The sequence below is a fragment of the Atlantibacter sp. RC6 genome, assembly GCF_014193285.1.
GTDB lineage: Bacteria > Pseudomonadota > Gammaproteobacteria > Enterobacterales > Enterobacteriaceae > Atlantibacter.
Genome location: NZ_JACHZE010000001.1, coordinates 156,751 through 175,028, shown reverse-complemented (window position 1 = coordinate 175,028; position 18,278 = coordinate 156,751). Strand labels below are relative to the sequence as shown.

General features: G+C 54.8%; 16 protein-coding genes and 2 tRNA genes. 7 read left to right on the top strand and 11 right to left on the bottom strand.

What is annotated here, in order from left to right; genetic code table 11:
* Genes FHW74_RS00805 through gspD form a run of 5 tightly spaced genes read right to left on the bottom strand, consistent with a single transcriptional unit; the run spans window position 1 to window position 5,703 of the window.
* Entirely contained in the window at window positions 1-504 is a 504-nt protein-coding gene (locus tag FHW74_RS00805) for a GspH/FimT family pseudopilin (protein ID WP_183168698.1), read from the bottom strand.
* Window positions 501-977 carry a type II secretion system major pseudopilin GspG gene (gene gspG, locus FHW74_RS00800; RefSeq protein WP_183168697.1) on the bottom strand — a complete coding sequence of 159 codons (477 nt, stop codon included), beginning with the start codon at window positions 975-977 and terminating at the stop codon, window positions 501-503. Before gspG ends, FHW74_RS00805 begins: the two co-directional genes overlap by 4 nt.
* An 8-nt stretch (window positions 978-985) precedes the next feature.
* A complete protein-coding gene (gspF, locus tag FHW74_RS00795; protein WP_183168696.1) occupies window positions 986-2,191 on the bottom strand; it encodes a type II secretion system inner membrane protein GspF in 1,206 nt (401 codons plus the stop codon).
* Window positions 2,191-3,672 (bottom strand): type II secretion system ATPase GspE, encoded by a 1,482-nt coding sequence (gene gspE, locus FHW74_RS00790; RefSeq protein ID WP_183168695.1) that lies wholly within the window; start codon window positions 3,670-3,672, stop codon window positions 2,191-2,193. Before gspE ends, gspF begins: the two co-directional genes overlap by 1 nt.
* 15 nt (window positions 3,673-3,687) lie before the next feature.
* Window positions 3,688-5,703, bottom strand: a complete 2,016-nt coding sequence (gene gspD, locus FHW74_RS00785; RefSeq protein ID WP_370527944.1) for a type II secretion system secretin GspD — start codon at window positions 5,701-5,703, stop codon at window positions 3,688-3,690.
* 922 nt (window positions 5,704-6,625) lie between these two features.
* Between gspD and FHW74_RS22970 the strand changes: the two genes are divergently transcribed.
* From FHW74_RS22970 to FHW74_RS00770, 3 genes are read left to right on the top strand one after another with little or no spacing between them, the layout of a single operon-like run.
* Entirely contained in the window at window positions 6,626-7,852 is a 1,227-nt protein-coding gene (locus tag FHW74_RS22970; protein WP_183168694.1) for a peptidoglycan-binding protein, read from the top strand.
* Window positions 7,853-7,862: 10 nt separating this feature from the next.
* Window positions 7,863-8,648 carry a general secretion pathway protein GspB gene (locus FHW74_RS00775; RefSeq protein WP_183168693.1) on the top strand — a complete coding sequence of 262 codons (786 nt, stop codon included), beginning with the start codon at window positions 7,863-7,865 and terminating at the stop codon, window positions 8,646-8,648.
* 15 nt (window positions 8,649-8,663) lie between these two features.
* A complete protein-coding gene (locus FHW74_RS00770; RefSeq protein ID WP_183168692.1) occupies window positions 8,664-9,179 on the top strand; it encodes a hypothetical protein in 516 nt (171 codons plus the stop codon).
* A gap of 21 nt (window positions 9,180-9,200) precedes the next feature.
* On the opposite strand, the gene FHW74_RS00765 is transcribed toward FHW74_RS00770, so the two are convergent.
* The 3 genes from FHW74_RS00765 to mdtK form a co-directional block, all read right to left on the bottom strand.
* Window positions 9,201-9,277, bottom strand: a tRNA-Val gene (locus FHW74_RS00765).
* 11 nt (window positions 9,278-9,288) lie between these two features.
* Window positions 9,289-9,365 (bottom strand) — tRNA-Val (locus FHW74_RS00760).
* A gap of 171 nt (window positions 9,366-9,536) precedes the next feature.
* Window positions 9,537-10,910 (bottom strand): MdtK family multidrug efflux MATE transporter, encoded by a 1,374-nt coding sequence (mdtK, locus tag FHW74_RS00755; RefSeq protein WP_183168691.1) that lies wholly within the window; start codon window positions 10,908-10,910, stop codon window positions 9,537-9,539.
* 219 nt (window positions 10,911-11,129) lie between these two features.
* On the opposite strand from mdtK, the gene FHW74_RS00750 reads away from it, so the two are divergent.
* Window positions 11,130-11,765: a riboflavin synthase subunit alpha gene (locus tag FHW74_RS00750; RefSeq protein WP_183168690.1), complete on the top strand. Its 636-nt coding sequence runs from the start codon at window positions 11,130-11,132 to the stop codon at window positions 11,763-11,765.
* A gap of 32 nt (window positions 11,766-11,797) precedes the next feature.
* Here the strand turns inward: FHW74_RS00750 and cfa are convergent, their stop codons facing one another.
* On the bottom strand, window positions 11,798-12,946 hold the full coding sequence (gene cfa / locus FHW74_RS00745; protein WP_183168689.1) for a cyclopropane fatty acyl phospholipid synthase: 1,149 nt from the start codon (window positions 12,944-12,946) through the stop codon (window positions 11,798-11,800).
* Between the two features lie 253 nt (window positions 12,947-13,199).
* Window positions 13,200-14,402, bottom strand: coding sequence for a purine nucleoside transporter PunC (gene punC / locus FHW74_RS00740; RefSeq protein ID WP_183168688.1), 1,203 nt, complete (start codon window positions 14,400-14,402; stop codon window positions 13,200-13,202).
* A gap of 123 nt (window positions 14,403-14,525) precedes the next feature.
* Between punC and punR the strand changes: the two genes are divergently transcribed.
* Window positions 14,526-15,437, top strand: coding sequence for a DNA-binding transcriptional activator PunR (gene punR, locus FHW74_RS00735; protein ID WP_183168687.1), 912 nt, complete (start codon window positions 14,526-14,528; stop codon window positions 15,435-15,437).
* Window positions 15,438-15,452: 15 nt separating this feature from the next.
* Here the strand turns inward: punR and purR are convergent, their stop codons facing one another.
* On the bottom strand, window positions 15,453-16,478 hold the full coding sequence (purR, locus tag FHW74_RS00730; RefSeq protein ID WP_183168686.1) for an HTH-type transcriptional repressor PurR: 1,026 nt from the start codon (window positions 16,476-16,478) through the stop codon (window positions 15,453-15,455).
* A gap of 288 nt (window positions 16,479-16,766) precedes the next feature.
* On the opposite strand from purR, the gene FHW74_RS00725 reads away from it, so the two are divergent.
* The gene (locus FHW74_RS00725; protein ID WP_125293449.1) at window positions 16,767-16,856 is read left to right on the top strand and encodes a YnhF family membrane protein; all 90 of its coding nucleotides are present in this window, start codon (window positions 16,767-16,769) and stop codon (window positions 16,854-16,856) included.
* Window positions 16,857-17,089: 233 nt separating this feature from the next.
* Window positions 17,090-18,256 carry an MFS transporter gene (locus FHW74_RS00720; RefSeq protein ID WP_183168685.1) on the top strand — a complete coding sequence of 389 codons (1,167 nt, stop codon included), beginning with the start codon at window positions 17,090-17,092 and terminating at the stop codon, window positions 18,254-18,256.
* The last annotated feature ends 22 nt before the right edge of the window (window positions 18,257-18,278 follow it).

Here is an 18,278-nt window from a genome sequence, read left to right as displayed (position 1 = left end):
TTATTCCTTATTCACCAGGGCAATCGGCATTGCGCCCTTTGAGACAACGTCAAAGCTTTGCTGCTCGCCGTTGGCGCTGAGTGACAGCGTAAAGGCGCTGGTCTCGCCATCGGGTAAAAACAGCACCTGCGGCGGCGACGCCAGCGACTCTGCAAGCCGCTGAGGGACCAGTGAGATCCGCAAATTTTCCGGGAAATCGCCCCGCGTAGTGACGCGTCCGGCATCCAGCGGACGCCAGGCTGCGGCCTGGTCTGTCGCCACCTCGTTGTGATTAAGCTCCACCAGTAAAAACTCCCGGTCAGTTATCACCATCCCGATGATGTTGCCTTGCATAACGGCCCGCGTTGAGGCGTATTCCAGCAGGGTTTTAAATTGCTGCCCAAACACGCCAGGCCCGCTGCGGTCAGGGATAGTCATCACCACCAGCAGCGCGCTGCTGGCGAAAATCATGATGGCCAGCATCACCTCTAATAAGGTGAATCCCTGTTGTCGCGGCGCGATCATTGCTGTTTCTGCCCATCGCCAGATTTTTTATCCAGTGACCAGTTATTAATGTCATCCGGGGTATTCGGCTCGGCGTCCGGACCGGAAGAAAAGACATCGATAGGACCATGTTCCCCGGGGCTGACAATTAAATAATCATTGCCCCACGGATCTTGCGGCAACCGTTTGATATAGCCATCAGAGCGATAGTTATCCGGCACCGGCGATAATTCCGGTTTGGTGACTAACGCATTTAATCCCTGTTCGGTGGTGGGGTAACGGTGATTATCGAGCTTGTACATATCCAGCGCGTTTTCCAGGGCAATAATATCGCTGACGGCTTTTTGTTTATCGGCGCGCTCTTTATTACTCATTAAGTTAGGCACCACCATACTGGCGAGAATGCCCAGAATAACGATGACCACCATTATTTCCAGCAGGGTGAAACCACGTTGATGACGTAATGCCGGTACGGCGTTGATTGATATTTTCATAGCGTTTCTCATCCCACCATATTGTTAAGTTGCAATATCGGTTGCAGAATCGACATCACGATAAATAACACGACGCTTGCCATAGTAATCACCAGCACCGGCTCGAATATCGCCAGCGTCAGGGTAATACGATGCTGTAATCCTTTGTCCTGGTTATCCGCCGCCCGCTCCATCAGCGGGCCCAGTTCGCCGCTCTCCTCCCCGGACGCCACCATGTACAGCATCATTGGCGGGAAAAGTTGCGTCTGCTCCAGCGAAGAATTGAGCGTTGCGCCCTGGCGAACTTTATCGGCGGCTTCTAATAAACGTTCGCGGACAAATAAATTTTCCAGACCATCCACCGAAATAATCATCGCCTCTAATAGCGGTACGCCGCTGGCCTGTAATATGCTCAGGGTGCGTATGTATCTGGCGCTATTAATGGCCCGCACCAGTTTCTGCAACGGGGAGGATTTCACCTGCCAGCGGTGATAGCGCATACGGTTATTGCCTTTTTTCAGCCAGTATCGAAAACCAATAATTCCGCCCACTATCGCCACCAGAATATACAGCCCGTAGGCCGTTAAAAAATCGCTGACCACAATTAACGTGCGGGTGGTAAACGGCAGCTCCTGTTTCATCTGGACAAATTGACCGACCACCTGCGGCACAACGGCAACCAGCAAAATACTGATAACGGTAATTGCCACGATGGTGAGGGTAATCGGGTAAACCATCGCCTGCGTTAATTTGCTCTTCATTTGCTGGCGGATTTCGTTATAGTCCGCCAACTTATCCAGCACGCTGCCCAGATGACCGGTTTTTTCCCCTGCGGTCACCAGGGTGCGGTACAAGTTGTCGAAAGTTTGCGGATACTCTGCCAGCGCTTCGGAGAGCGAATGGCCTTCCACCACTTTTTCATGCACCGAGGTCAGCGCCTGGGCGAATTTTTTATCTTCCGTTTGCCGGGCGATAACGCGTAACGCGCTTTCCAGCGGCAGGGCGGCATTGGTGAGCGTGGCCAGTTGCCGGGTAAATAGCGCCAGCGAATTGCTGGAGAACTTTTTCCCCCGCGCGGCTTTACCGGCTCCCGGCGCCGCGGTTTCCTCTATGCTGACCGGCGTCATCCCCAGTTCGCGTAAATGCTGGCGCACCTGGCGCGGCGTGTCGGCCTGCAACGTGCCGCGCTCGGATTTGCCATTCGGCGTCGTGGCGCGCCAGGCATACCAGGCCATTACTCGTCGTCTCCCTGGCCGGTGGTGGTAACGCGTAGCACTTCATCCAGCGACGTAATGCCTTGCACCACTTTCAGTAACCCGTTCTGGCGCAGGCTGCGGGTGCTTTTACGCAGGATCGGCTCCATGGTCATTTCATCCTGATTGTCATTAATGGCGCGCCGCAGTTCGGCATCCATCACCAGCAGTTCATGGATCCCGGCGCGGCCTGCGTAACCGTTGTTACGGCACTTTTCGCACCCTTTGGCCGCCCAAATCTGTTTAGGGGGATGGGGCAAAAAGCCGAACATTTCGGCCTCCTGCGGGGTGAGTTCAACCGGCTGTTTACAGTGCTGGCACAACCGGCGCACCAGGCGCTGCGCCACCACGCCGAGCAGCGATGAGCCGATCAAGAACGACTCCAGCCCCATATCCCGCAGGCGGGTAATGGCGCCGGTAGCGCTGTTGGTGTGCAGCGTTGACATTACCAGGTGACCCGTCAGCGAGGCCTGTACCGCGATTTGCGCCGTCTCGCTGTCACGAATTTCCCCCACCATCACCACATCGGGGTCCTGGCGCAAAATGGCGCGCAGGCCGCGGGCGAAGGTCATATCTACGCGTGGATTCACCTGGGTTTGCCCAACGCCTTCCAGCTCATATTCAATCGGATCTTCAACGGTCAGAATGTTGCGCTGATTGCGGTCGAGGGAGGAGAGCACCGCGTACAGCGTGGTACTTTTCCCGGAACCGGTGGGGCCGGTGACCAGAATGATCCCGTGAGGTTTGGCGATAAATTCCTGCATATAGTGCAGGTCGTTTTCCGAGAGCCCGAGCTGCGTCAGGTTCATCTGCATTTTGGATTTATCCAGCAAACGCATAACCACGCGCTCGCCGTACTGCGACGGAATGGTCGATACGCGTACATCAATGGCGCGTTTGCCGATGCGCAGAGAGATACGACCATCCTGCGGAAGCCGCTTTTCAGCGATGTCCAGTTTGGACATCACCTTAATACGCGACACCAGCAGCGGGGCCAGCTTGCGAGCCGGTTGAAGGATGGATTGCAACACCCCATCCACGCGAAAACGGATGCTGAGGGTTTTCTCAAAGGTCTCAATATGGATATCGGAGGCGTTTTCTTTTACCGCTTCGCCAAGAATGGCGTTAATCAGCCGGATAACCGGGGAGTTTTCATCGTTTTCCAGTAAGTCCTCGTTATCCGGGATCTCCTCGGTCAGCGCCATCAGATCGATATCCGCATCCATATCATCCATGATTTGCTGGGACATGCCGGTGCTCTGCTGCCAGATACGCGCCAGGATCTCATCAAAGGCTTCCGGCGTCAGGATCACCGGCGCAAACGGGCGCTGTAACATGCGCTGCATTTCCAGCAGCGCGCTCAGGGGCGTGTGCTCGCGGATATAAATCTGTTCGTCAGCCATGACGATACCGTTCTCGCGGGCATAGCCATAGGAGCAGAAGGCTTTACTGGTGGTATCCATGAATCGCTCCCGGTATCAGTTACGGAACGGGTTACGACCTTTCGGGGTCGTTGGGGCAACGGTTGAACTCGGCACCACGACGGGCGAGGTCCCTTCAGGGTAGAGCGGCAGCGTTTTAGGCTCGTTAGGCGGCAGGATGCCGAGCTTATTCTCTTCCTGACGATGCAGTTGCGCATCTCTGGAATAGTTGTATTTAGACCTCGATGAGTTGCGGTAATCGACATCGTTGCGCAGCACGGTTGGGCGAATAAACACCATCAAATTTCGTTTGCCCTTGGTATTGCTAGTGTAGCGAAACAGTTGGCCAATCAGAGGGATATCACCCAGCAGGGGAACCTTTTGCACCGTTTGGGCGGTTAAGTCTTCCACCAGCCCGCCCAGTACCACGGTCTGTCCGTCGCGGACTAACACTTCATTGTTGATGGTACGGGTATTAAAGGTCGGGCCAAGGGCGCTGTTTGTTGACGTTGCATCGACACTGGAGACCTCCTGCTCAATTTTGAGCTGGACCGAGTTGTCATCATTGATCAGCGGCGTGACTTTGAGTTTGGTACCGATAGTTTTGCGTTCCACGGTATTGAACACATTATCCCCGGTGGTGCTGGCCTGCGAGCCTGAAAGCACCGGCACATCCTGGCCGACGTTAAATGACGCTTCTTTGTTATCCAGCGTCACCACGCTGGGGGTTGAGAGGATATCGTTTTTGCTGTCGGAGGCGATAGCGGTGAGCAGCACACCAAAATCGCCGTTAAAGAACCCGGTAGCAATCCCGTTATAGCTGTTCAGCACGCTGGTTAGCGGGTTGGTGGTGGTCAGGCGGCCATCAATGTCACGCTGATCCAGGCCCATTTTCACCCGGTTGATACCCATACCTGTGCCGGTAAATTGCGATATGCCGTGATCGGTCATCCACTGGATACCCAGGTTCAGCCCTTCGCCGTTTTGCACTTCTACGATAATCGCTTCGACCAGTACCTGGGCGCGACGTATATCCAGCCGGGCAATCACCTGTTCAAGAGACTGCATGACATCAGGTTGGGCGCTGATCACCAGCGCGTTGTTCTGATCGTCGGCGGTAATGTTGAGATCGTTGCCGCCGCCGCTGGCTCCAGGGCCGGCCGGGACTTTACCGGGTGCGCCGCCTTTGGCTTGATCCCCCTGGATTTTATCGCCGATGCCGTTAAGCACATTGGCGATTTTGGTGGCGTTGGCGTACTTGAGATAGAAAACGCGGGTTTTGCCTTCGCTGACTTCGTAGCGGTCAAGCTGTGATATCAGACGCCGGGTGCGCTCGCGTGCCGACTGTGGGCCGCTGATAATCAGGGTATTGGTACGGTTATCCGCCACCACTTTGGCAGCAAGCTGAGGCGCGCTCTGGCCTTTTTGCTCTTCGTTGGTGAGATTGTTGAGCATATCGGCAATCTCTTTGGCGGTTCCGTAGCGCAGCGAAATGGTTTCACGCTGCTGAGCGCCAGAGGCATCAACCCGTTTTACCAGATCCACCAGCCGGTTAATCACCGAGGCTTTACCGGTGAGGAGTAAGACGTTTGAGGGTTCGTAATTAACCACATTACCGATACCGGATGCATCATTGAGTTGCCGCAGCAGCGGCGCCAGATCCCTGACCGGCACGTTCACCATCTGTACCACGCGGGTAATAATTTCGTCGCCTTTACCTGGGTTCTGGCTGTCGGCAATCGGCACGCCCGACGTTTTCGCCACCGACGAGCGCACCACTTTCAACATGCCGTTATCCATGGGTATTGCCGTAAATCCATATAAATCCAGCACGCTGAGAAAAAATTGATAATATTGCTCCTGAGTCAATAAATCATAGGTTCGCACGGATATCGTTCCCTGAACGGAAGGGTCGACAAGTATCGTTTTATTCAGGTTCTTTCCGGCGATATCAATAAATTCATGAATGTCAGTGTTTTTGAAACTGGCACTAAAGTCAGCTGCAGAAGGGGATGAAGCGCAGAAAATCATACCCACGCAGAGCAGGGTTATCCGTCTGAATTTATCGTTCATATTGGCGGCGCTGTGTCAGTGGAATGTAAAGATTTTTAGTTCAAGATTTTTAGAATGTCTAGAAATAAATTATCGTAATAACCGCAAATTTTTTATCTCGCTGATTTAATAAAAATAATACTTTACTATTTACAGGTAAAAGTTATTTCACGGGTTTTCCTGAATATAAACAAATTTAATTTGCCTGCTAATTTATTTAATTTTGAGATGAGTAACACAACCTGGTTGCACTGGTAAAAAAATCTTTTAGCATCTGAGGTTAGCCGTAGATGTTGTTATTGTTATGATTAAAAAAATGAAGGCAAAATAACAAAATAAAATTGATATTAAACGTAACTAATTGATATTTATCGATAATCAAAAAAGATAACGTTTCTTGACATTGCAGTTTGTTCATTCTATAGCTGTAAGTGTCCATAATTAATTCGCTGATGAAAATGTTGCGCAACTTTTATTAATAAAAAGAGTGGGGCGCAAAAACGGTTTGTTGAACAGTTTTCATCGGTTTTTTGATCGGGAACTCATATTTATTCATTCCAGATTACCTGTGTGGAGTAAAGAAAATATGTATCTCACGCATTTCGGCTTCACCGAACCACCTTTCAAAACGCTTCTGTTTCAGGCCTCGAAGCAGCGTAGCTATATTAACTATTTTGCAGGGGTTGAACTTATGTTGGCCCATGCCTGTAACGACTCTGACAGCATCGGGCTCTTCGGCGAAGATGATATCATTATTTCTGAATTATTAAACCGAGTGCAGATGAAGAGTGAAACACCAGGGGCTCTGATTGAAGTAAATAATAACCTGTCAGCAAAAGAGTTCGACAAAAAATTGGCTGACTGTCTCAGTTTCACAGATGAAAATATTACCCGTGAACCGCGTTATTTGCTGGTTTTACATGTTCGGGATAACTTCACACTTGTGCACAAACGTATATTACGTAAGCACCTCGATAAAGCGCGGGATCGGGGGGCGGACATCACCCTTTTGTTGGCAGGCAATCAATCGCTCGCAGAAACGCTAAAAACACCACCCGCCATCCTGGCGGCAATAACGACACCTATCACCCTTCGCGCGCCTCATTACCCGGAGGTTCGCGGTTGGTTCTTGTATCAACATCAATGGAATGGCCGGGAAACGTCGCTGTTTTCCGACTGGCAAATTCGCCAGATTTATTCACGTTGCCATGGTCAGCTTTCTCTTATCGGCAAAGTCGCCGATATGGCGCTGCTGGCCGCCTTTGCTGAACGGAGTGCCCGTATCAAACCGCGCCACTTGAGGGGTGCGCTAAAAGAACTCACCCTGGAAAAACGCCACTACACGCCTGGCATAGCCGCCAGCGTGCTTTGGCTGGGCGCTTTTATCGCGACGGGCTGGCAAGTCTTGCCGCATACGTCGCCTCTATTACCCATACCCGCCAGTTGGGCGCAGCAGCCGCCAGCGCCGGCGAGTAAACCCCTCGACAAAATCGAGGATGCGCTGGATCAACCGGTCGCCGCGATGCGCCAGCTGTTTCGGGTTTGGGGTTATGACGTCCCGCTTGAAGAAGCGTTTTGTGAAGAAGCCGGGCGCGCGAAGCTCCAGTGCAAGCGCGGAGAGAGCCCCGTCTCGACGCTGGAAAAAAACGGTTATCCCTGGCTTGCTGAACTGCGTGTCGGCGATCGCACAGGTTATGCCAGCGTGGTGCGCAGCGGGCCGAACGATATGGATTTGCTGATGGGTAATAAAACCTGGCAAGTTTCGCGCGACTGGTTCAAACACGCCGCCACCGGGAATTATGTCCTGCTGTATCGCCTGACTCCCCAGGGAAATACCAAAGTGGATGCGAAAAGCGATCCCAGTGAAATTGCCTGGCTGAATAAAATGCTCAGCCGGGCATTGATGAAGCCAAAAAACACCGCCCCCGGATGGTCGGCGGCGCTGGTGGATAACATCAAAGAATTCCAGCGCAAAATGGCCATTAAAGTCGACGGGCAAATCGGCGAGAGCACGCTGATGAGGTTGCTTATCGCCTCCGGCGAGTCGCCTGGGCTTATCCGCGATAAAGATGCCTCAGCCAACACCCAGCAAATGCAAAAAGTCCAGACCCAGGAAAGCAAACCACAAGACGCTGCGACTGAACTGGCAGCGGTAGCCGTCAAACAATAGGGGGCTGAATATGTCCAGTATTCGTACCGCTGCGTATGAAAGTTTGCAAACCAATCGCGGGGTTCGCCTTTCCGGCGGGCCGATTGCATGGAAACGTTATAGTCTGTTGCTGCTGGGGCTCGGCCTGAGCGGTGCTGCCGCCGTGGTGGGCGGCAGTTATCTGCATCTCTACTGGAATTTGCGCAACCCGCCGCCACCGCCGGTTATCCACGTCGTGCAGCCGGAAACGTTCATCTCCGACGTGCATTATGTCTATACCACCAAAGCGCTGCCCGTGACGCAGGGCGAGGTCAGCGATCTCAAAAATGCGCTGTTCGCGACCTCGCCTTTGCTCAAACAACTTAGCACGCCGCCTGAAAATGACCTTCCTGCGTTTCAGGAGAGTTCGCTGATGACACCGCCAGACGGCGGCACGGATGAGATCTCGGCAAAGCTGCGTGAAAAACTGGCTATGGCGCTACGCGAGCAGAGCCGGGAATATAATTCGGAGGTGCCGCAGGGCGCGATGGATGAACCAGCGCAATCCGCCACCCGCACGGTGGAAGAGCGCCGCGACGAAAGCGCTATCGACTCCCCAGACGCCATGCGCCAGCGGTTGCCTTATCTCAAATATCAGCAGCATATGTACTCTTCCGACGGCAGTAAAAGCCGCGTCAAACTTAACAATCATCTCTATAAAGAAGGCGATAGCCTGGCTCAGAACGTGGTGATCAGCAAAATCATGACCGACCAACTGATCGTGAAAATCGACGGGAAGCCTTATTCGTTGCCGTCGCTTAAGGACTGGAAACCTTAACCACAAGGATAAATGATGACTATATCCATAAATGTGGCTGAGTCCTGGCTGAGATTGTTGGCGCGTAGCGCATCGACCTTTGGCCTGACGTTAAATATCGCCACTGTCCGCCAGCAGTTACGGGTGGAAAACCTGGCCCGGCGCGATACCCTGCTCGAAAAACTGGCGGCGTTGATGGGTCTGGAGCTGAACTGCGTCAAGCGTCATGGCGTGAGTTGGGGCAGTGAGGTGACGCCGGTTATTATTACGCTTGAGGACGGGACGCTGGTGTTAATCGAGACGGTCAACCGACAGGGCATAGCGACATACTGGGTGAGCGAGGGCAGAGATCTGCTGCGCCAGGGATCGCTGCGTAAGCTGTTAAGCCATGCCCAGGATGAGGTGGTGCTGATAGGAACGTTGCCGCGCAAGCGGTACGCCCAGACTGACGAAATATTAACGCCATGGAAACGACACTGGTTCTGGCGTCATTTTCGCGTGCAGGGACGCGGGACGGGCAATATCTGGCTAACAAAATGGATCGGGGATTAACGCCGGGAGCTAAAACAGAAATGGTGCGTTCGATTGGACTCGAACCAACGACCCCCACCATGTCAAGGTGGTGCTCTAACCAACTGAGCTACGAACGCATTGTAGAGAATGGTGCGTTCAATTGGACTCGAACCAACGACCCCCACCATGTCAAGGTGGTGCTCTAACCAACTGAGCTATGAACGCATTACTGTGTGACAGCGGGGACGAATATTAGCGGCAGCCCTGGTGGCTTGCAAGGGGAAAATGGCAATTTTCTTCCACATTTCACGCGATTGCTGCGCAACTGCGCAAAACGGGGAGAAAGTAATCAACCCCTTATGAAACGAAAAAGGCACCCGAAGGTGCCTTTACGCATTAGCGAGCCGCCCGGTGCAAAATCACCGACGACGGCTGGCGCTGTAAGAAGCGCATCCGCAGCATCATCAGCACCGCGGCGGAAGTCAGGCCAATAATAAAGCCCATCCAGAAGCCCGCCGGGCCCATCGGTTCGACCACCCAGTCGGTCAACGCCAGAATATAGCCGCTCGGCAATCCCAGCACCCAGTAGGCAGTAAAGGTGATAAAGAAAATCGAACGGGTATCTTTATAACCGCGCAGGATACCGCTGCCGATCACCTGGATGGAGTCGGAAATCTGGTAGATGGCAGCCAGCAGCATCAACTGGGTAGCAAGGGCGATAACCGCCGGATTGTCGTTATACAGCAGGGCGATAGGCTCGCGGAAAATCACCGTGAACAGCGCGGTGAACACCGCCATGCAGACCCCGACGCCCAGCCCGGTCCAGGCCGCGGTTTGCGCTTCCAGCGTCGAGCCCTGGCCCAGCCGATAGCCGACGCGGATCGTCACCGCCGCGCCCAGCGACAGCGGCAATACAAACATCAGCGAGCTGAAGTTCAGCGCAATCTGGTGACCGGCCACGTTGACAATCCCCAGCGGAGAGACCAGCAATGCCACTACCGCAAACAGCGTGACTTCGAAAAACAGCGCCAGCGCGATGGGCAGGCCGAGTTGGGTCAGGCGCTTGAGCACGGCCCAGTCCGGTTTCTGGAAGCCCGACGTGCTACGGATATCGCGCATCGAACGGGCGCGGGTAACGTAAGAACGCATGGCGATAAACATCACCCAGTACACCGCCGCCGTCGCCACGCCGCAGCCGACGCCGCCCAGTTCCGGCATCCCGAAATGACCGTAAATAAAAACATAGTTCACCGGAATGTTAACCAGCAGGCCGATAAAGCCCATCACCATGCCGGGTTTGGTTTTCGCCAGCCCTTCGCACTGGTTACGCATCACCTGGAAAAACAGATAGCCCGGCGCCCCCCACAGCAGCGCCCGCAGATAGCCAACGGCTTTATCCGCCATCAGCGGATCGATATCGTGCATGGCGTGGATGATGTAACCGGCATTCCACAGCACAAACATCACTAACAGCGACACCATGCCCGCCAGCCAGAATCCCTGTTGGATTTGATGCGCCACGCGATCGCGCCGCCCGGAGCCGTTAAGCTGGGCGATAACCGGCGTGAGGGCCAGCAGCAGGCCGTGACCGAACAGAATGGCAGGCAGCCACACCGAGGTGCCAATGGCGACGGCGGCCATATCGGTGGCGCTGTAACCACCGGCCATCACCGTATCGACGAATCCCATTGAGGTTTGGGCGATTTGCGCGAGGATCACCGGGATCGCCAGAGCTAATAACTGACGCGCTTCGACAAAATACTTCTGCACGAGAACACCTTTTATATTGTTGTTATATGAAAAACAAAAAGCCGCCAACGGTGGCAGCAAGAAGAGGTTGCAGGGGAATAGTCAGACTATTGTAGCGGGAGTTCATTATTAAGCCAGTGAATTGTGTAACCTACTGGCAAGCGCAATTTCCAACTGTTATTGTGCATGCATCGTGTGACTGGCGCCTTGCCAGTTTGCTGTTATTCAGGAGTTAGCCTTATGTTTACCGGTATTGTCCAGGGCGTGGCGAAAATTATCGCCATCGATGAAAAACCGAATTTCCGTACCCATGTGGTGGAATTACCGCCGTCGCTGCTGCCGGGCCTCGAAACCGGCGCCTCGGTGGCGCACAACGGCTGTTGCCTGACAGTAACCCATATTGACGGCAACCAGGTAAGCTTTGATTTAATGAAAGAAACCCTGCGCATCACTAACCTCGGTGAGCTGGCGGTGGGGGATCTGGTAAATATTGAACGCGCCGCGAAATTCAGCGATGAAATTGGCGGGCATTTGATGTCCGGCCATATTATGACCACCGCGGAAGTCTCAAAAATATTAACCTCGGAAAATAACCGTCAAATCTGGTTTAAACCGCAGGATGCCACCCTGATGAAGTATATTCTGCACAAAGGGTTTATTGGCATTGACGGTATTAGCCTGACGGTGGGGGAAGTGACCGCTTCCCGCTTCTGCGTCTATTTAATTCCCGAGACGCTTCAGCGCACGACGCTGGGAAATAAAAAACTCGGCCAGCGGGTCAATATTGAGATCGACCCGCAAACCCAGGCGGTGGTGGATACCGTTGAACGCGTGCTGGCAGCGCGCGAAGCGGCGCTTAATCTTCCCGACGCGTAAGGCGAAAAACCCCGGTTTTACCGGGGTTGTGCTTAGCGCGCCACGCGCAAACCGTTTTCGATGCCCCGGCTGAACACCACCTGCCAGAGTTGCAGATCCCGGGCGCGAAACGCCCCGGCGCAGGCGTTGAGGTAATAGCTGAACATCCGTTTGAAACGCTCGGAATAATGGCCCGCAAGCGTCGGCCACGCCTCCATAAACCGCGCATGCCAGGCCATCAGCGTCTTATCGTAATCCGCGCCAAAATTATGCCAGTCTTCCATCACAAAATGGTTTGCGCTGGCATCAACGATATGGCGCATTGAGGGCAGGCAGCCGTTGGGGAAAATATACTTATTAATCCACGGATCGACGTTGTTATCGGTTTTGCGCGAGCCGATGGTATGCAACAAGAAAATCCCGTCCGCCGCCAGATTGCGGTTCACCACGTCAAAATAGGTGGCGTAGTTTTTCGGGCCGACGTGTTCAAACATGCCCACAGAGACAATGCGGTCAAAACGATCGTTAAGGTCGCGATAATCCTGCAACAGGATAGTGACATCCAGCCCCTGGCAACGGGCTTGCGCCATTTTCTGCTGCTCGGCGGAGATGGTTACTCCGGTGACCGACACGCCGTATTCCCGCGCGGCGAACTCCGCCAGCCCGCCCCAGCCGCAGCCGATATCCAAAATGCGCATGCCCGGCGCCAGCTGGAGTTTTTCACATACCAGCCGCAGCTTATCGCGCTGGGCGTCGGCGAGATTGTCAGCCGTCTTCCAGTAGCCGCAGGAGTACTGCATCTGCCCGTCCAGCATGCGGCTGAACAGATCGTTGCCTAAATCGTAGTGCTCTTTGCCCACCATCCAGGCGCGCTTTTGCGTCTGGAGGTTGAAAAGACGCGCGCCCAATACCCGTAAGGTATCCTTAAAGTGGGTCGGCAACTGGTTCTCCAGCCCCGCTTTAATCACGTTAGTAAAAAACTGGTCCAGCCGTTCGCACTCCCACCAGCCGTCCATATAGCTTTCGCCCAGACCGAGCGATCCCTGTTGCAAGACGCGTTTATAAAAATCGGGGTTTTTGACCTGAAGGTCGGCGGGGGAAGGGCCATTAATGGCGACACCCGCTTTGCTCAGCAGGTCATTGACGATGCGGAACCACTGGTTGTCCCGTAATCCGACTTCTTCTATACACGATGAACTCATAGCTTCTCCATCACTGTGCGGTGAACATCACCCTGACGCCAGGGCGGCGAGAAATTTCGCGAACGATGCCGCGAGCCTGAAATCCGACGAGAACAGAGGAAGGGAGAAGGCCCTTACCGTAAAGGCCATCCATGGTGCCAAATGAAAATCCGTTGCTACTTTTATTTTTAAAAGACTGCCAATCAGTATAGAACTCACCCAACGGGGGTTCAATAAAAAATAATTAGCAGTCTAATTAAAATGCTGAAGCGGATCAGGCGCTTTGCGATGAGGACGTAGGCTGGTTTAACCGGGCCGTTACGCTGTCAGTGGCCTGCATCCGGTAGCCAAGGGCGACGACGAGCACGGTGGACAACATCACGCTGGTGGTCGAGAGCAACGGCGCGGCAGACACCAACCAGGAAACGGCCAGGCTGGACAGGAAGCACAATCCGAGCTGTAACGTATTTTGCAGCGCGGCGGCGCGGCCTGTGGCCTGCGGGAAAGGCTGAAGCGCAGAGGCCACCACAACAGGATAAATCGCGCCGTTGACCGCCGCCATCAGGCAGAACGGGATCAGGATCAGCGTCAGGCTGGGGTTCGGCATCAGTCCCGCGCCCCAGGTGCCCACTACGCTCAGGGCAAACAGGATCAGCAGCCACGGCAGCATCTGCGGGCCATGCCATTTTTTCAGCGCGCTGCGACAGCCGTAACCGCCAATCAGAAAGGCGATAGTTTGCGGCACATAGCTCAGGCCGATAGCCGTCGGGCCATAGCCCATATCATTAAGGATAAACGGCGAGCCGGTCAGCCAGGCGAAGAAGCTGGCGGAACAGCCTGCGTAGATCAGCACATTGCCGCTGTAGGTCTTTGAACGCAGCAGGGTCATAAAGCTGAGCGACGGCGCGTCGGCATGCTGCGCCTGGCTGCGCGGCTTCAGGCGCAGCGCCGGGATCATCAGCGCCAGAGTCACCGCGAACAGCACCAGGAAAATCACTTTCCAGTCGAAATGGTGCAGCAGCCAGCTGCCCAGCAGCGGGGCGAGGGCAGGCGACAGGGCCACCAGCGGCATGATGGTGGCGAAAATGCGGTTAGTGCGGGTCGCGGGATAATAATCGGTCACCAGCGCCTGCCAGGTCACTGCGGCAGCACAAACGCCCACCGCCTGGACAAAGCGCAGCGCCAGCAGCATGGCGGCGTTATCCACCCACAGCATCCCGAGGCAACCCACGGCGAAAATGCTCAGCCCGGCCAGCAGAATCGGCTTACGGCCATAGCGGTCGGACAATGGCCCCCAGGCCAGTTGCGCAACGGCAAACCCGGCGAGGAACAAGCTCAGGCTGGCGCTGACGGCGGATGCCTCAGTGCCCAGATCCTGTTGAATGGCGGCGAATGCCGGTAAATACATATCGGTGGCCAGGAAGCCCAGTACGCTTAACCCCGCCAGCCAGACTAAAAAACCTCGTGAAGGACGCATGGTAATTCTCTTCTTTTTTGATCTGATAACCCAAACTACGGACGCAGGAGTGTACAAAAGTGCAATCGAGCTTGTGAAACGGTAATATTTGCACGTTCCTTTCAAAATTTTTGCAGGCAGAAGATGTGGTCTGAATATTCTCTCGAAGTGGTTGATGCGGTTGCACGTAACGGCAGTTTCAGCGCGGCAGCGCAGGAACTGCACCGGGTGCCGTCTGCGGTGAGCTATACCGTTAAGCAACTGGAAGAATGGCTGGCGGTTCCGCTATTTATCCGCCGCCACCGGGAAGTAGAGCTGACGCCCGCCGGCGCGTGGTTTTTGAAGGAAGGCCGTTCTGTTATCAGAAAAATGATGGTGACCCGCCAGCAGTGCCAGCAGATCGCCAACGGCTGGCGCGGGCAGCTTTCTATTGCCGTCGACAACATCGTCAAACCGGCGCGCACCCGGCAGTTAATCCTCGATTTCTATCGCCATTTCGACGACGTGGAGTTGATTGTCGCCCAGGAGGTGTTCAACGGGGTGTGGGATGCGTTATCGGACGGGCGCGTCGAGCTGGCGATAGGGGCGACCCAGGCGATACCGGTAGGCGGGCGATTCGCCTTTCGCGATATGGGGCCGCTAAGCTGGCAGTGCGTGGTGAGCGCCGATCATCCGCTGGCGAAGCAAAACACGCCGCTCAGCGATGATCAATTGCGCCAGTGGCCGTCGCTGGTGCTGGAAGATACCTCGCGCTCGCTGCCCAAGCGCACCACCTGGCTTTTGGATAATCAGCGCCGCGTGGTGGTGCCGGACTGGGCGACAGCGGTGGAGTGCCTCAACAATGGCTTATGTGTGGGAATGGTGCCTGCGCACGTGGCTCACGACCCGGTGGTCGCCGGGCGCTGGAAAAAACTGCAACTGGACGATCCCTTCCCGGATTCGCCGTGCTGCCTGACCTGGAAACAGACCGATACGTCGCCGGCGCTGTTGTGGTTGCTGGATTATCTGGGAGACAGCGAAACGCTGAACCGGGAGTGGTTAATGGAGCCGGAATAACCGGCTCCGGGAAGATTAACGGCGGTAGTCGCGGAACGGGCCGTCCGCCACGGAACGGCGTTCAATCAGGCGCGGATGCACTTCGATGGTTTGCGACTCTTCGCGCTTGTTGACGATGCGATCGAGCAGCATATTAAACGCGGTTTCGCCCAGCGAATCCTTCGGCTGGTGAATAGTGGTCAGCGCCGGGCTGAAGTAGCGCGCGTTGCGCACATTGTCATAACCGATCACCGAAATATCCTGCGGCACCCGCAGGCCCATCTCATCAGCGGCGCAAATCGCGCCCATCGCCATCACGTCACCGCCACAGAACACCGCGCTGGGGCGTGGATGCTGGGAAAGGATTTGCTGCATGGCGCGATAGCCGGATTCTGGTTCGAAATCGCCCTGCACAATCCAGTTTTCCGGTACGGTGATTTGCACTTCTTCCAGCGCTTTCAGGAAACCGGACAGACGGCCCGCGCCGGTGTTGCGCTCCAGCGGGCCGGGGATAACACCAATTTCGCGGTGACCACGTTCAATCAGGTAACGCCCGGCCATGTAACCGCCCTGGAAAGCATTGTCGATCACCGAGTCGGTGAAGTCGGCTTTGGCTTCACCCCAGTCCATCACCACCATAGGGATATGGCGGTACTCTTCCAGCATCGACAGCAGCGATTCCGGGTATTCGGAGCACATCACCAGTAAACCGTCGACGCGCTTTTGCGCCATCATCGACAGGTAAGCACGCTGTTTTTCCTGATTATTGTGGGCGTTGCCGAGGATCAGGGTATAGCCTTTGCTGAAACAGCTATTTTCTACGGCTTCAATGATTTCCGCAAAATAGGGCGCTTCGCTGCTGGTGGCCAGCAGACCGATGGATTTGGTGTGGTTAACTTTTAAGCTGCGTGCCACGGCGCTTGGGGAATAATGTAATTCCTTTATCGCTGCCCAGACTGCATTGCGCGTTTCTTCCGCAACAAAGCGGGTTTTGTTAATAACATGCGACACAGTTGTAGTGGAAACGTTTGCGCGTTTAGCGACATCTTTTATTGTTGCCATTCTTGTTACTCCAGACCCTCTCCGAGCCCCTGTTTATCACAGGTTAAACGTTTGCCTATGCCAACCTCGGTCCGCAACATTTCGGTTGCATTATGTCGGGTGAGTGCGACATCAAAAGGAGGGGGTCAATGGCTGGTGAAAAATAAGGTAGCGACGGATTTTGTCTGATCTTGCGCAAAAGGGGAAGAGGCAAAACGCATATCAGTTTAAATCCCGTGGTAATTTTGTCTGAATTTATGCAAAAATGATCTGCACACACTTTTAATGTGGGTAACAAGGAGAGCAAAAATGAGCACAGACCTAAAATTTTCTCTGGTGACGACCGTTATCGTGCTGGGATTGATTGTGGCAACCGGTTTAGTTGCGGTACTGAACTAAACAAAATTGCATTTTTACCGCGTTTGGCATTAACAAACACCAGAAAATCGCTATTTTTTGGTGTTTGATTTCCTTTCTGAGCAGCCGCCTCCATTATTCACAACCGTGCAAAAATCTTTTGCCAGAATGGTGACTTCCTTTCTGATGTGACAGATGTCACTCTTTGCTTCTTTTTTCTGACAGGTCGCCCGACGTAGAGCGTTGTAAAGCGACACGACTTCTGGAATTCACGCATGAAAATAAACTATCCGCTGCTGGCGCTGGCAATCGGCGCGTTTGGGATCGGTACAACAGAATTTTCACCGATGGGGCTGCTGCCGGTGATCGCAAAAGGGGTTGACGTGTCGATCCCCGCCGCCGGGATGCTGATCAGCGCCTATGCGGTAGGCGTAATGGTCGGCGCGCCACTAATGACCCTGCTGTTGTCGCATCGCGCACGGCGCAGCGCGTTGATTTTCCTGATGGCGATATTCACCCTCGGCAATGTGCTTTCCGCTATCGCGCCGGATTACACCACCCTGATGGTGTCACGCATTATCACCAGCCTGAACCATGGCGCCTTCTTCGGCCTGGGCTCCGTGGTGGCGGCAAGCGTGGTGCCGAAGCATAAACAGGCCAGCGCGGTCGCCACCATGTTTATGGGCCTGACTATCGCCAATATCGGCGGCGTGCCGGCGGCGACCTGGCTTGGCGAAACCATCGGCTGGCGGATGTCGTTCCTGGCGACGGCAGGGCTTGGCGTGATTTCGATGATAAGCCTGGGGTTCTCGCTGCCGAAAGGCGGCGCGGGCGAGCGCCCGGACGTGAAGAAAGAGTTGTCGGTGCTGATGCGCCCGCAAGTAGTCAGCGCCCTGTTAACCACGGTGCTGGGTGCGGGGGCGATGTTTACGCTGTATACCTATATTTCCCCGGTGTTGCAGCACGTCACCCACGCCACGCCGCTGTTTGTTACCGCAATGCTGGTGTTGATTGGCGTCGGTTTCTCCCTCGGTAACTGGTTGGGCGGCCGCCTGGCGGATAAATCCGTAACGGGCACCCTGAAAGGCTTTTTGCTGCTGTTGATCGTGATTATGGCCGCTATTCCGTGGCTGGCGCGCAGTGAATTTGGCGCAGCGCTAAGCATGGTCGTGTGGGGCGCGGCGACCTTTGCCGTGGTCCCGCCGCTGCAGATGCGCGTGATGCGCGTAGCCAGCGAAGCGCCGGGGCTCTCTTCTTCGGTGAATATCGGCGCGTTTAACCTGGGCAATGCCCTGGGCGCGGCGGCGGGCGGCGCGGTGATCCAGGCGGGCTTAGGGTTCAGTATGGTGCCGGTGATGGGGGCGATGATAGCGGCTGTCGGCCTGGCGCTGGTGGTGCTCTCTTCCCGACGCGAACGCGAAACGCTGTGCGCGGCGGAATAAAAAACGGAGAAGGGCGACCTTC